The 12,931-nt window shown below is 57.5% G+C and carries 18 protein-coding genes, 2 tRNA genes and 2 rRNA genes; 16 read left to right on the top strand and 6 right to left on the bottom strand.

Going from position 1 to position 12,931, the window contains the following annotated elements:
- From C482_RS22015 to C482_RS05485, 5 genes are all read left to right on the top strand, one after another.
- A 23S ribosomal RNA gene (locus tag C482_RS22015) occupies nt 1-243 on the top strand; the annotation flags it as partial.
- Nucleotides 244-370: 127 nt separating this feature from the next.
- Nucleotides 371-471 (top strand): 5S ribosomal RNA (gene rrf / locus C482_RS05470).
- 132 nt (nt 472-603) lie between these two features.
- Nucleotides 604-679 (top strand) — tRNA-Cys (locus tag C482_RS05475).
- 143 nt (nt 680-822) lie between these two features.
- On the top strand, nt 823-1,140 hold the full coding sequence (locus C482_RS22245) for a hypothetical protein (protein WP_006166509.1): 318 nt from the start codon (nt 823-825) through the stop codon (nt 1,138-1,140).
- A 26-nt stretch (nt 1,141-1,166) separates the two neighbouring features.
- Nucleotides 1,167-1,355: a hypothetical protein gene (locus C482_RS05485; protein WP_006166510.1), complete on the top strand. Its 189-nt coding sequence runs from the start codon at nt 1,167-1,169 to the stop codon at nt 1,353-1,355.
- 178 nt (nt 1,356-1,533) lie between these two features.
- Here C482_RS05485 and C482_RS21075 read toward each other — a convergent pair whose 3' ends face one another.
- Nucleotides 1,534-1,899 carry a hypothetical protein gene (locus C482_RS21075; protein ID WP_152421974.1) on the bottom strand — a complete coding sequence of 122 codons (366 nt, stop codon included), beginning with the start codon at nt 1,897-1,899 and terminating at the stop codon, nt 1,534-1,536.
- 367 nt (nt 1,900-2,266) lie between these two features.
- Here C482_RS21075 and C482_RS22250 point away from each other — a divergent pair, with 367 nt between their 5' ends.
- The 3 genes from C482_RS22250 to C482_RS22255 all read left to right on the top strand — a co-directional run bounded on the left by C482_RS22250 (nt 2,267) and on the right by C482_RS22255 (nt 2,832).
- Entirely contained in the window at nt 2,267-2,440 is a 174-nt protein-coding gene (locus tag C482_RS22250) for a hypothetical protein (protein WP_006166511.1), read from the top strand.
- Between the two features lie 78 nt (nt 2,441-2,518).
- Nucleotides 2,519-2,647, top strand: a complete 129-nt coding sequence (locus tag C482_RS22615; protein ID WP_006166512.1) for a hypothetical protein — start codon at nt 2,519-2,521, stop codon at nt 2,645-2,647.
- Nucleotides 2,644-2,832 (top strand): hypothetical protein, encoded by a 189-nt coding sequence (locus tag C482_RS22255; protein ID WP_006166513.1) that lies wholly within the window; start codon nt 2,644-2,646, stop codon nt 2,830-2,832. The genes C482_RS22615 and C482_RS22255 overlap by 4 nt, the downstream gene beginning before the upstream one ends.
- Nucleotides 2,833-3,264: 432 nt before the next feature.
- Here the strand turns inward: C482_RS22255 and C482_RS05495 are convergent.
- The 3 genes from C482_RS05495 to C482_RS21745 all read right to left on the bottom strand — a co-directional run bounded on the left by C482_RS05495 (nt 3,265) and on the right by C482_RS21745 (nt 4,358).
- Nucleotides 3,265-3,338 (bottom strand) — tRNA-Lys (locus C482_RS05495).
- A gap of 105 nt (nt 3,339-3,443) precedes the next feature.
- Nucleotides 3,444-4,151: a DUF7119 family protein gene (locus C482_RS05500; protein WP_006166514.1), complete on the bottom strand. Its 708-nt coding sequence runs from the start codon at nt 4,149-4,151 to the stop codon at nt 3,444-3,446.
- A gap of 63 nt (nt 4,152-4,214) precedes the next feature.
- A complete protein-coding gene (locus tag C482_RS21745) occupies nt 4,215-4,358 on the bottom strand; it encodes a hypothetical protein (protein WP_169317620.1) in 144 nt (47 codons plus the stop codon).
- A 214-nt stretch (nt 4,359-4,572) separates the two neighbouring features.
- Between C482_RS21745 and C482_RS05505 the strand changes: the two genes are divergently transcribed.
- The 3 genes from C482_RS05505 to C482_RS05515 all read left to right on the top strand — a co-directional run bounded on the left by C482_RS05505 (nt 4,573) and on the right by C482_RS05515 (nt 7,268).
- A complete protein-coding gene (locus C482_RS05505; RefSeq protein WP_006166516.1) occupies nt 4,573-4,902 on the top strand; it encodes a hypothetical protein in 330 nt (109 codons plus the stop codon).
- A gap of 138 nt (nt 4,903-5,040) precedes the next feature.
- Complete coding sequence (locus C482_RS05510; RefSeq protein WP_006166517.1) at nt 5,041-6,816, top strand: nitrite/sulfite reductase; 1,776 nt, start codon at nt 5,041-5,043, stop codon at nt 6,814-6,816.
- A gap of 170 nt (nt 6,817-6,986) precedes the next feature.
- Nucleotides 6,987-7,268 (top strand): DUF6360 family protein, encoded by a 282-nt coding sequence (locus C482_RS05515; protein WP_049896508.1) that lies wholly within the window; start codon nt 6,987-6,989, stop codon nt 7,266-7,268.
- Nucleotides 7,269-7,327: 59 nt separating this feature from the next.
- Here C482_RS05515 and C482_RS05520 read toward each other — a convergent pair whose 3' ends face one another.
- Together C482_RS05520 and C482_RS21080 are read right to left on the bottom strand one after the other, a co-directional pair.
- On the bottom strand, nt 7,328-7,756 hold the full coding sequence (locus C482_RS05520; protein WP_006166519.1) for a hypothetical protein: 429 nt from the start codon (nt 7,754-7,756) through the stop codon (nt 7,328-7,330).
- 10 nt (nt 7,757-7,766) lie between these two features.
- Nucleotides 7,767-8,876 (bottom strand): hypothetical protein, encoded by a 1,110-nt coding sequence (locus tag C482_RS21080; protein WP_152421975.1) that lies wholly within the window; start codon nt 8,874-8,876, stop codon nt 7,767-7,769.
- 229 nt (nt 8,877-9,105) lie between these two features.
- On the opposite strand from C482_RS21080, the gene C482_RS05530 reads away from it, so the two are divergent.
- The 5 genes from C482_RS05530 to C482_RS05550 all read left to right on the top strand — a co-directional run bounded on the left by C482_RS05530 (nt 9,106) and on the right by C482_RS05550 (nt 12,907).
- Entirely contained in the window at nt 9,106-9,600 is a 495-nt protein-coding gene (locus C482_RS05530; RefSeq protein ID WP_006166521.1) for a ferritin-like domain-containing protein, read from the top strand.
- Between the two features lie 319 nt (nt 9,601-9,919).
- Nucleotides 9,920-11,380 (top strand): sodium-dependent transporter, encoded by a 1,461-nt coding sequence (locus C482_RS05535; RefSeq protein ID WP_083858587.1) that lies wholly within the window; start codon nt 9,920-9,922, stop codon nt 11,378-11,380.
- The gene (locus tag C482_RS05540) at nt 11,380-11,697 is read left to right on the top strand and encodes a hypothetical protein (protein ID WP_006166523.1); all 318 of its coding nucleotides are present in this window, start codon (nt 11,380-11,382) and stop codon (nt 11,695-11,697) included. The genes C482_RS05535 and C482_RS05540 overlap by 1 nt, the downstream gene beginning before the upstream one ends.
- A gap of 70 nt (nt 11,698-11,767) precedes the next feature.
- The gene (rimI, locus tag C482_RS05545) at nt 11,768-12,256 is read left to right on the top strand and encodes a ribosomal protein S18-alanine N-acetyltransferase (RefSeq protein ID WP_006166524.1); all 489 of its coding nucleotides are present in this window, start codon (nt 11,768-11,770) and stop codon (nt 12,254-12,256) included.
- 150 nt (nt 12,257-12,406) lie between these two features.
- Entirely contained in the window at nt 12,407-12,907 is a 501-nt protein-coding gene (locus C482_RS05550) for a DUF5810 domain-containing protein (protein WP_006166525.1), read from the top strand.
- Nucleotides 12,908-12,931: the final 24 nt, after the last annotated feature.

Raw genomic sequence — 12,931 nt, forward strand, 5'->3', positions numbered from 1 at the left:
TTCGTATAGTACGAGAGGAACTACGAATGGGTGCCACTGGTGTACCGGCTGTTCGAAAGAGCACGTGCCGGGCAGCCACGCACCACGGGGTAAGAGCTGAACGCATCTAAGCTCGAAACCCACCTGGAAAAGAGGAACCATTGAGGCCACTCGTAGAAGACGAGATCGATAGACTCGGGGTGTACGCACCAAGGCAACGAGGTGTTGAGCCCGCGAGCACTAATCGGCCAAGCCACACATTCATACATTACATCGCATTGGATCCGTGACGCGAGAACGGGTCCGGACGTAAACTGGACTACACGTACAACACGGTCAGGAGAGACCACCGATTACGGTTTGACGGCGGTTCGATTCCGCTGATCGGCGTTTAGGCGGCCATCGCGGCGGGGTTCCTCCCNATAAGCCCGCCTGCGTATTGGTGAGTACTGGAGTGGGAGACCCTCTGGGAGAGCCGATTCGCCGCCCCTACTCATACTTCAACTTATACTTACGCCCTGCAGAGCCATCGCTCTGCGGGGCGTTTTGCATGTATGCAGTCAGCGGATCACGGCTACGCCGTACCGCTATGCTTAAACGAACGCAGTAACAACAATCAGTTGCGCCAAGGTGGCAGAGTCCGGCCGAACGCAGCGGCCTGCAGAGCCGCCTACCGCCGGTTCAAATCCGGCCCTTGGCTTATACCAAATCCCTTACAATCCAACTGGGTTGTGGGATTCATCGACCGCACAACGCGGTTGATGAGTACTTTTCCAACACTCAAACATGTAGTAATCATCAATCGTGTACTGTGATAGCGACGGCTAACGGTGGTGTCGCGGCATGAGCCGCTCCTACAAGGGTACTCCGCTTGACGGCACCGTCCAGAACATCACCGAGCGTCCCGATCTCAAGAAGCAAGCCGAGCAGGTTGAGTACGCTACCGAACCGGAACCCGTCGGTGGGGAACGCACTGAGGGCGTTCCGGAAATTGGTGACGACCAAGACGTCGAGCGGCCGAATGTCGACGGTCAAACATTGTCAAGGTATCGTCGCTCTGGCGGTCTCGGCACACGACTTGCCGAACTCGCTGTTCGGCACTCCAACTGCGAGGATCTCGACCACTACGCCGAAGCGCTGCTCGAGGAGGTGTCCAACTGATCGGCGATCGGTCGGCTGGCATCGACGTGATCGAGCGCTACAAGAATCAGTACGACCGTAAGATTACGTACGAGCCGCGGTCGGACGGCCGTGTCGAGAAGACCGAGTACGAATGGAGTAGTGCTGACCGGTGGCGCTTCGTCGGGTCCGAGACTCTCGAGGATGTCGACCTCGAGGCCGTGACCGGCGCGACGAACAGTCAGACCGGGCCGTAACGGACCGGCTCCTTTTCTACTCGATTTCGAGCGATCAGCCCTCAACGAGGTGGACACCTCCCGGACCTAGATGTCCTCGGTGACCTCTACGAGGTTGAACCAATCAATTTTATAAAATACTGATAATGGGTTCTATCCGCAACTGCTTGCGTGTGTTAGTAGTGTCTGAACTTTACGTTCACGTCCGAATCTGATTCACTTGAGACCACTTTGTCAAGCTCGTCAAATCTGATGAACACATACTCATTCGGGTCACTGTTTGGATAGCCATTGACACGTCCTTCGAGAGTCCAGACGCCGTCGTTTCATCCAGTGTGAGGGTCCTGCCATCAGATATTACATCAATACCGCTCCCTTCAAACTCTACAGTGAACGAACCGTAACCTGTTATGGAGAGTGATCCATCAGCTGAAGAGGGCGTTGCATCAGATTCTGAAGCTGATGCTGACCCACCAATGGTAGCTACACCACCGAGGGCAACTGCTGTTGCCGCCGTTCCCTTTTTAAGCACGTTACGCCGAGTCGGCTGGGTGTCTTCCGACATATGCAGTTAGTGAATATACATGATTGCTATTAATTCTTTTCTAGGAAACCAAATAATAACTACGGAAGTAAAGGACTAGATGAGTGTTTGCCTATTTTAACACCTATTCAGTTGATGCTCAACTATCGACTACTGGTGCGATTGATCACGGATATAGTGATGTCTCAAGTCTCGAAAAGGCCGAGTACGAATGGAGTAGTGCTGACCGGTGGCGCTTCGTTGGGTCCGAGATTCTCGAGGCCGTGACCGGTGCGACGAACAGTCAGACCGGACTGTAGAACTCCTTCCCTTTCTGGCGTACTCTGTCGGAACTGTTTCGAAATGACCCCCGTCAGCCCTTTTATATCACCCATTGAAACAGTCACGTATGATTCAAGATCGGTGGGTCTTCGACGACGAATACCAGACCACGATCCTCCACCGGAACGAGGAACTCCAGTCACGTTCGCGACTCCTCGAGCCGTCGACTCACGGCTGTCGCGCAGAGGTCGTCCTCATCTACGGCCCTTCTGGTGTCGGGAAGACAGCAACCACTTGTTGACTGCTTCGCGATCTCTACCAGCGGGCGAGCGACCAGTCGGTTGGCATCGAGTGCTCGGAGGCGACGCCACACGAAATCGTGTACAAGCACCCGGGCACTGGGACCGTCCACCAGAACCAGTCTCGTAGCGCGCTCCTTGAGCAGCCTGACGTGGTTCCGGAGCTCAATTTCCTCGGCGACCTCCTTGAGGTGGAGATGGCTCGGTGATCGCGATTGCCTACCAGCAAGTCGAGTGGCTTGCCCGACTCAGCGACGACGTTGAGCCAAACTTCGCTGCGGATGCACAACTCGAGTTCCGCAAGTACGACGAAGCCGAACTTGTGGATATTCTTGAGCCGAGAATCGACCGCGGCCTGATTGGACAGCCAGCAACGACCGAGCAACTCGAGTAGATCGCCGACGAGACTGGTGGGGTGGCTCGCTGGGCAATCCAGTCGGTGCTGGCCGCTGCGGAGTTGGCCGAGGAATGCAACCATGACCGGTTCCGAGAGCAGGATGTCTGCGATTCGTTCGAACGTGCGGCTCACAAGATCCGGCAGGCGAATCTACGCAGTCTGCCCGTTGTGCACGGTCGGATGTGCGAGTTAGTGCGTCTGGTGGGGCCGGTTACAGGTGAGGGGAGGAAAGCGGCCTATCGCGAGCACCAGGTGGCTGTTTTCGTGAGACAGAATCGGAGTCCAGTCACCTGGCGTCAGGCCTGGAATAGTGACCTGCTATCGAACGGACTGTGTCGATTTTGAGTGGCCTTGTCGTGACCTTTCCCTGCGTTCGAATCGCGCTGGTTCCGTTACCTGTTGCTCACGGATTTGTTCGTGACAGGGAAACGGGCCGGGCGCGATTTGAACACGCGACCGTCTGGTTAAAAGCCAGACGCTCTGCCAGACTGAGCTACCGGCCCCGTGTATTCCACTATTGGTGAGTAGTGGTTAAACGTTTCTTTCTTCGGTGCCGGACGACGGGCTATGAGTCGATATTAGAACGCTGAAACTCAAGCACCCGCTCGTTACTCGAGATACGATTCAAGTGCGGCCGTGACGATTTCACCGGGACCGACGCCGTCGAGAGAGGCTTGTCGCCGGAGGTCGCGGTAGCTAGCTGGCGAGAGCGTGAGTTCGAGGCGACCGAGTTGGGAGCCGTGTGTGGCGAGTGCGTTTTCGATCGAGGTGCCGTCGTTGACGGCGCTCGCGATGCTGCGGACATCGCGGACGGTGAGATCGTCGTCGATGGCGGCCCAGGCGAGGAGGAGTCGGGCCTCGCCGCCGACGCGGGCGATGTGTTTGGCGGCAGTGGGGGCGATCTGTCCGAGTGCGACCTGTTTGCGCACGGATCGGGGGAGGTCGTGAACGCGAGCCCACTTCCGGATGAACGAAACGGTGACGTCGTCGCCGGCTCGTTCGGCGGCAGCTTTGTACGATCCTTCGCCGCGAACCAGTGCTGCGCAGGCAGCGGCCCCGCGGAGCATGTAGAGGTGGTCGTCGTCGCTGGCACCCGTTGCGAACTGTGCGACGGTCTCTGCGGCGTCCTGAAGGCTGTCCGGATCGTCCGGATCAAACTGCACAGCCCGGGTCGCGTGCTGGCCGGTGACGGATTCGTCACCGCGGATAACTGGCGCGCCGACGGGGGATTCCCGATCGGTCGGAATCGACCGGCTGCGATCACGCTCGTCACGGCGGTGTCCACGAGACGTGTCGCCGGGACCGGGATCTGTCATGAGTTAGTGCCGTGTATGTCCTTGAACGCTAAAAGTGTCGCTACCTCACAGACCGGAGCTCGTTCACCCGTCATCCTCGCGCTGTTCGGCGAGGTGTTCCCAGATTTCGGTGCAGCCTGCACCTTCCTCGATGTCATCCAGGTGGGCATCGTCTCGCTCTTCGTCCTGTTCGATTGACTCCGGACTCCGTTCTGCCGCATTCGTCATACCCACCAGTACGAACGCGGTCCGCATAAGTAGCCTCTCGCAAGCAAGCGATACCCGTACTCTCCCCTAGCGGGGATTATTGCCGCTGTCTGATTCGGTGAAAATCCCGAAATTACGACCACGTGCTGCGGTTTCCTCGACAAACTCCGTCATCGGCGATGCACAACGTTGCGACCAGCGATGCACAGAGGGTCACCGAGCACATAGTCCGCCTATGACCATCGCACTGCGAACGCTCGACGATGGGGCCTGGATCAGCGTCAACGACTCTCGAGAGGTCGGTGTGAGCGACATCTGGACGCTTCCTGGGCACGAGTTCTGCAACTGTGAGACCCCGCATGTGCTGCTCGAGGCGTTTTCCGGTGTCGATCTTCGCGGTGTCGACACACACGTCATCGCGGACGCTGTCGGGATGTGCATCGACTGTGGAACGCGCGACGGCATCGACTCACTCGTGGTCGGTCGAATCGTCGACGGCGAATTCAAACGCTACGAACCAGGGTCGGTACAGAGACCGTCTGTCGCTGCGTCTGGTGACCGATAATTCTATTCGCTGGCGTCCCAACCATTGGTTCGTGTTCACATTCCTCTTCTCTGGCAAGATGTTCCGCAACCAGTGAGAGGCGGCCGGGTCTGACGCGACACACGGGCGTATATGGCCCTCTCTCTATCTAGTGAGCAAATGCCTACTGACGTCGAGGAGTGGAAGGACGAAATCTACGGCACAGACATTCGAGACCACATCGAGCGGTTCGCCGAGGACGGCTGGGAGTCGATCCCGGACGACGAGAAGGACGCCTGGTTCGAGCGGTTCAAGTGGTACGGTCTGTACCACCAGCGGGCCGGACAGGAGTCGTACTTCATGATGCGGATTGGGCCGCCGGGTGGCGTGCTTGAGCCAGGCCAGTTCCGCCGAATCGTCGAGATCGCAGACGAGTACGCCCGTGGCCCGGTCTCGAACCCCGAGTTCGGCAACGGCTGGCTCGACGTGACGACGCGTCAGGCGATCCAGTTGCACTGGATTCGAATCGAGGACGTACCGGACATCTTCGAGGCACTCGAGGACGTCGGGCTCTCGACGGTCCAGGCCTGCGGTGACTCCTGGCGAAACATCGTCGGCTGTCCGGTCGCCGGGAAGGACAAGCACGAGCACGTCGATGCTGCCGCGCTCGCGGACGATCTTCATGACACGTTCAAGAAAAACGAAGCGCACTCGAACCTGCCGCGTAAGTGGAAGGTCTCCGTCACGGGCTGTGACGAGGGCTGTGGTCAGGGCGATATCAACGATCTGGCGTTCGAGCCTGCGGAGAAGGTGATAGATGGTGAAACCGTCACGGGATACAACGTCCGCGTTGGTGGCGGACTGGCGCGCAACGAGCCGCGGTTCGCGAAGAATATTGACGTCTTCGTGACGCCGGAACGGGCCGTCGAGGTCGCCGGAGGAATCTCCGCGCTCTTCCGTGATCACGGAGACCGGGAAAACCGCTACAACGCGCGTATCAAGTTCCTCGTCGACGAGTGGGGGCCAGAGAAGCTTCGTGACGTCCTTCAGGAGGAGTACATCGACTTCAAACTCGAGACGGCAGGCGAAGACCTGCGCCATTCCTACAGCTACAACGCTGGCGACGCGGACGGGAAGCACGATCACGTTGGCGTTTACGAGCAGGACGACGGGAACAACTACATCGGATTGAACGTCCTCATGGGCCGCCTCGGAATCGACGACGGCTACGAAATCGCCGACGCAGCCGAGGAGCACGCCTCCGGTGAGGTTCGTTTGACCCAGCGCCAGAACATCATCCTGACGGACGTGCAGGACGACAAAGTCGACGCGCTGCTCGACAACCCAGTCTTCGACGAGTACAGCCCGGATCCCCACCCGTTCCAGCGCGGGTCGATCGCCTGTACTGGCAGCGAGTTCTGTTCGCTCTCGATCGTCGAGACGAAGAACCGACAGGTGCGTTTCTCGCGCTGGCTGGTCGACAACGTCTCGCTTCCTGAAGGCGTCGAGGATTTCCACATCCATCTCTCGGGCTGTACGGCATCCTGTGCCCAGCCTCAGATCGCGGATGTCTCCCTGCGTGGCATGAAGACCCGCAAGGACGGCGAACCGGTCGAGGCGCTCGACATCGGCCTCGGTGGTGGCCTCGGCGAGAATCCGCAGTTTGCCTCCTGGGTATCAGACCGCGTGCCGGCCGACGAAGTGCCGGGTGCGATCGAGAATCTGCTCGCCAACTTCGACGACGCGCGTGAAGACGGCGAGAGCTTCCGTGAGTTCGTTGCTGCCCGCGACGACGAGGAACTTGCCGACCTCATCGAGCCCGAGGAGACGAGCTACGAGGATCCGTTTATGCACAACACCAAGCAGACCTGGTACCCGTACGCGGAGGAAGACGGACTCGACGACAGTCCTGCGCCTGCCCGCGCGGACGGGACGCCGATCCCATCCGACGACTGAGTCTTGGGTACTGCCCACGTCTGCTACTTGCTCCCCTCGTCGGTACCCACCCTCGGCATCCGCGGTGAACAACTGCTCGTATATTCTCACAGAACGCGACTGAGTCCGTTGTATACACAGACTGCCAGCTGTTGGAAGTCCCTAAGTGCCCGTAGCGCGAGGCCCTAGCCATGTCCGACCGACTGATGCGGGTCAACGCCTACACCACGCTCGACTACGTCGAGGCGTCAGCGAAAGGCCACGAGTTCGAGTTCGACTCTGTTGCCGTCCTCAACGCCACGACCGACCGCGAGGAGCCCGACTGCGTCCGCCTCCAGTTCGAACTCGACAACGCCACCGAGCAACACCTCCCCAAGCACATGGAGGAACTCGAGTTAACGCCGGATCAGGCGCGCGAGCTTGCGGGGGAACTCGAGACGTATGCGGATCGTGTCGATGCGGAGGCAGAGTGAGCCAGATCGCCACGTGATCGTTGTGTAGTGGTGGCGAAACGGGGTCGTTGACTAGCCTGCTACTCGATGTCGATATCGATAGTGTACGTATTTGTATTAGTTGCCATGGATGAGACGTTGAGTATGTAGCTATCGGGTTCCGCAGCTGTCATTGACACTGTTTCGCCGTCGCCCTGCGTCTCAGAGCGGTCGAGAATTGATCCGTCTTGACGACGGAGTATGAGGGAGAGTGGGCCGTCATCGTATGTGTACTGCAGTGACGCTGTTACTGTCTCTCCCTCATCGAGGTCGATGCTGAAATAGTGGTCTCCATCTTCCTCGATCGAAAAGTCACCGTATGTGTATCCTTGTAGTGGGTCAGGGTTCTCGAGAGACGTATTACTAGGGGTAACGAACTCTTCGACAGGTTCTTCGTGGCCCTGATTGCAGCCTATCAGGAGTAGTGTTCCACACACACTGATCGTCTGCAGGTATGTTCGCCGTTGCATACACTACTATTCAATCAAGTGTTGCGTTGACAGCATCGAGGACGTACTCTGCTTGCGTCCCAACATCCCATGCATCAGGTGGATACTCTGAATATCTGCATGCATTATTCATTGATACTAATTTTCCATCGAAGTCAACATATGGTGCACCAGAGTCACCCTTCTCTGCTTTATCTGACCCATATACAACTTGGTGATCGACATAGGATCCAGTGTAGGAAGTACTATTTGCGTAATTTTCTTTTATTTTGGTCCGTGCACCAGCGACTAAACATTGTACACTATTCCTGATTGTGTAATCGCTCAAACCTTCCCACGTCCAATATCCTGTAATATTCGGAATCTCATCGACTGTTTCTCCGATATCCGCAGATGCCGAATCTGAATCTAGCTTTGCAGCCCAAATATCATCGTCAGTATCATCATCATCATATTCACCTATAGTTTTAGAACTTGAACATGTGTATGAAGGGTGATGGATATTATTTGCTGACTCATCCATTACATGCTCTGCGGTGATTATCTTCTTGTAGTCCTCATCTTTGTCTTTTGCAACTAAACATAATGTACCGAAGGAACTCATATCGCTTATTTGTGACCCGCCTTTTAACCCATCGAATTGTTCACAAATGCGTGCCTCATTTTTTGGATTGTCACAAGGTCCGTCATCTCCGTCATCAAATCCGCAGTATCCGACAGACTTTTCTTCATAAGAAACAGGCACGTTGTATATTTCATCTGGCAATTTCTGTTGTTCTCGTGCGCTGTTTTCGTCCACCTGTAATTGAATACCGATGTCTTCTTCCTTCTCAGAATGTTGTACAAGGGTAATCTCATTAACATTGCTATGGTGTTCAAAGAAAGATTGCTGATCCAGGTCACAAAACACTTTTAGGCGTCTATACCTCTCTTGCGGAACCAATCGCACTTGTTCTGGCCTGCCTTGTTTATCACGTGTATACACAACTGGGACTCCATCGTGAGATTCACCAGTTACCGTTTCTATTGCAGACTTGAATCCTGTAATCCCTACTCCAGCTCCACCGAATGTTTTCAGCAATCGCCGCCTGGAGGTATCTAACTTGATCACGTCGCCCTTGTTGGATTTGTTATCGCTCATGCATTTTAATAACCAATCCCTTATTATATATAATTTTTGTAGATATTATTAAATTTATAATATCCTATTCATATGTATGGGTTTCGGTGGTTTTAAAATAGAACAATAAAATTAGGAGAGAATTCAATTGATAGCAAGATTATAAACAAAACCATCTATTGAGACGACGCCTGCGACGGCAGGCGTCTCGCTTTTTCACACGCTTGGCGAAGCCGTTCGTGATCGTCTCATGACCGTCGATACCATCCACGACCTGTTCGAGCACGGCCTCGAAGACATCTACCACGCAGAACACGAACTCCTCGATGCGCTCTCCGAACTGGAGTCGAATACGGAGCGCGAGGAGATTGCGGAGGCGTTCGCAGAGCACCGTGCGGAGACGGAAGAACAAATCGACCGTCTGGAGGAGGTCTTCGAGATGTTCGGCGAGCCACCCGAGAAAGAAGAGTGTGAGGGAATCAAGGGTCTGATCGAGGAGTACGAGGAGTTCGCCTCGATGGATCCCTCCCAGGAGGTGATGGACTTTCACAGCATGGCAGCCGCGGAGAAGACCGAACACTACGAAATCGCGGCCTACGGTAATCTGATCCCGCTCGCGGATCAGCTCGGAATGGACGACGCAGCAGATCTGCTAGAGGAGAATCTCCGTGAAGAACAGGCGGCGCTCGACGAGTTGAAGGAGCTGACGGAGTCGTACGAGATGGACGCCATTCCGGCGGAGTAATTCCCGAGGCTAACTCCGCTGACGAGCGGAAAGCGAGAATGAAGGCGGATTCGAAGACACTGACGAGAGCGCGTGAGATGGGCTAGGGTACCGTCTGAACGGGTCCCTTTGCCCACCTGACGTGTGGTTCTCTGTGACGTTTGTGTAGCGAGATTGGTAGCACTGGTGTACCGTCGACGACCCGAGTTAGCAGATTCGTCCTCGGACAACGGCATAGGTGTCTTGTACCGCAGAAATCAGTTGTTGCCGCTGTATGTCAGTTCCGCGCGCAATATACTTATACGATGATACAGTGCATTGACACAGTGGGTGTTAGATAATGGCAGACGCACCAGCAAAAACTGCACGAGCGGAGTGGGGAACACGGTTTGGGTTCCTCATGGCGATGATCGGTGCCATGGTCGGTGCCGGGAACATCTGGCGATTCCCGTACGTAATGGGAGACAACGGCGGTGGCGCGTTCGTCCTCGCGTTTCTGGTCCTGTTGTTCCTGCTCGCAGTCCCTGGCCTGATGGCTGAGGTCGCGCTCGGTCGCTATACGAACAAAGGTGTCATCGGCGCGTTCCGGGACGTTCTCGGACCCGGCGGGATGGTCGGGCTCGGTGTCATCGTCCTCCTGGTGAACATCGCGCTGATGTCGTACTACTCGCCGCTGATCGGCTGGACGCTGTACTACGCCGTCCACTCGCTGCTGTTTACGTTCACGGCGAGCGGCTTCGAAGCCGGCGCGTTCATGGACACGTTCTTCGCGAACTCGGCACTGATGATCGGCCTCCACACGATCGTTATGGGGTCGATTGCGGCGATCCTCATCCTCGGCATCCGTCGTGGCGTCGAACGGCTCGTCGTCTACGCGGTGCCGGCGCTCGTCATCGCACTCGTCGTGATGACGATCCGTGGGCTCACGCTCCCCGGCGCAAGTGAGGGGATTACGTTCATGTTCAGCGTCGACTGGGGCGCACTCGCCGCCAGCGAGACCTGGATCGCCGCCCTCGGCCAGGCGTTGTTCTCGACCGGGCTCGGCTGGGGGATCGCCCTGACCGTCGGCAGTTACCTGCGTGAGTACGACGACGTACCGCTCGGCGGCGGCGTCTTCACGGCGCTCGGCGAGTCGAGCATCGGTATCCTCGCCGCGCTCGCGATCTTCCCGATCGTCTTCGCCGTCGGCGTCGAACCGGACGCCGGTGCCGGACTCGCGTTCGTCTCGCTCGTCCAGGTCTTCCCCGAAATTCCGCTCGGTGGACTGGTCGCGATCCTGTTCTTCGTCGGGTTCTTCCTCGCAACGTTCACGTCCGGGCTGCTGATCACCGAAGTCAGCGTGACGACCGTGAGCGAGGAGACCAGACTCGATCGCACACAGACGGTGCTCGCCGTCTGCGGTGGTATCTGGCTCCTTGGCATTCCGAGCGCCTACTCCGCGGACATCCTCGACTTCCTCGACTTCGTCTTCGGAAACTGGGGGCTGCCGCTTGCAACGCTCGCGATCATCGGCGTCATCGGCTGGGTTCTCGGACCCAAACGACTCCGCATGCTTGCGGTCAACCGCAACGCCGGCATCTACGTCGGCAAGTGGTGGGACCCAGTCATCAAGTACGTCATCCCGGCTGTCATGCTGTTCATCATGGGCTACTTCGCCTGGGAGAACTTCCGTGAACCAGAGATGATCGCTGGAATGTTCGTGCTCGTCCTGTTCCCGATCATCGGCTACGCCATCATGTCGGTCGTCGAGGGTCGTGGCGAGAAACCGGGTACCACAGAGGTCACCGGAGGTGATGACTGATGCCACTTCCAGCCGAGGTACTTGGCATGCTCGCGTTCACGTTGCTTGCCTTCTGGGGAATCGCCCTCTGGGCGCTGACTCGCACGCTCCGTCAGGAGAGTCGGAAGGTCGAAATCCTGAAACATCAGGATCGGATGGACACCTACTCACCGAGGGCCCTCGCCGACCTCCGTGAGTGGATCGAAAACAATCCGGACGATCCGCTCGCCGACCGTGCGAGAGAACGGTACAACGAGTGCGTTGACGTCCTCACGCAGACCGACCGGCACTTCTACGACTGGTCGGACGCCGAAATCGAGCGGCTCGAACGACTCTAAGTCACGTCTTTCCCTCTTCGATCGGTTTCCAGACACACCGCTTTTATCACTCGGCATAGTAGCACACTCTGTGACGGTACCGGTACCCGAAAGTCACGGCGACGGCGCTGACGACGACCTCGCTATTCGTCCAGCCGAGCAGGCAGACCTCCTCGCCGTCGTCCGAATCGAAAACGAGTCGTTCTCCCAGCCCTGGCCGTACGACGCGTTCGACCGGTTCCTCGGCGAACCTGGTTTCCTCGTCGCCCTCGTCCACGACCAAATCGCCGGCTACGTCGTCGCTGATGTCTCCGCTTCGTTCGGCCGCCAACTCGGCCACATCAAAGATATCGCCGTTCACCCCGACCGACGCGGAATGGGCGTCGGCTCCGCGCTCCTCTCTCGGTCGATCGCCATCCTCGCAGCCCACGGTGCCGACTCGATCAAACTCGAGGTCCGCCGAACCAATGACGGGGCCAAACGACTCTACCGCCAATTTGGCTTCGAACCGATCCGACACGTCCCCGGCTACTACGGCAACGACGAGGACGCGATTATTATGGTCCGCCAACTCGAGTAACCCGGTATCTGTTGTCCCGGATGTGTTCTCTTGCTCTCTCGCTCCCTTATCTGCTCATCCTCTCATCCTCTCATACTCGAGTACGAGGTGCATCCGCCAGTTACGGCTGGAGACGTGGCCGTTTTACTACGCGCGCTCCTAGTGGGTGGTATGGGATACGCCTGCCCCGTCTGTGCGGCCGAACAGGCCGACGCGGAGCACCTCGCGAATCATCTCGCGATTACGGCCTCGCTCGGCCGTCAGGAACACCAGGAGTGGCTCGCCGAGCACGCGCCAGAGTGGGAGGAGTGCTCACCGCCGGAACTTGGTGAGGTCGTTGCAGAGCACGCACCGGAGATCGAGACACCGTCGTTCGAGGGTGGGTCGGGTGGGAATCGGGGTGGGGCTGGTCACGATCATAGCCACGGCCACGGTCACGGTCATGGTCATGGTCACGACCACACCCAGGGCCGCCCAACCGGCCTCGAAGCCGACCTGGCCCGTCAGAGCCGCCAGCGCGGCCGCGGCTCGATGACCGCCGAAACCGAACACGTCCTGCAGGAAGCCTCCGAACTGACGCGACAGATGGCCGAAAATGCATCAGATGAGGAGGAGGACTCGAGTACCAGCACAGAATCGGGTGCGGCCTCGGAATCGGAGACAGACGAGTAGCTGACGAGTTTTAGGCCTCACTCC

This window comes from Natrialba chahannaoensis JCM 10990 (assembly GCF_000337135.1).
Taxonomy (GTDB): Archaea; Halobacteriota; Halobacteria; order Halobacteriales; family Natrialbaceae; genus Natrialba; species Natrialba chahannaoensis.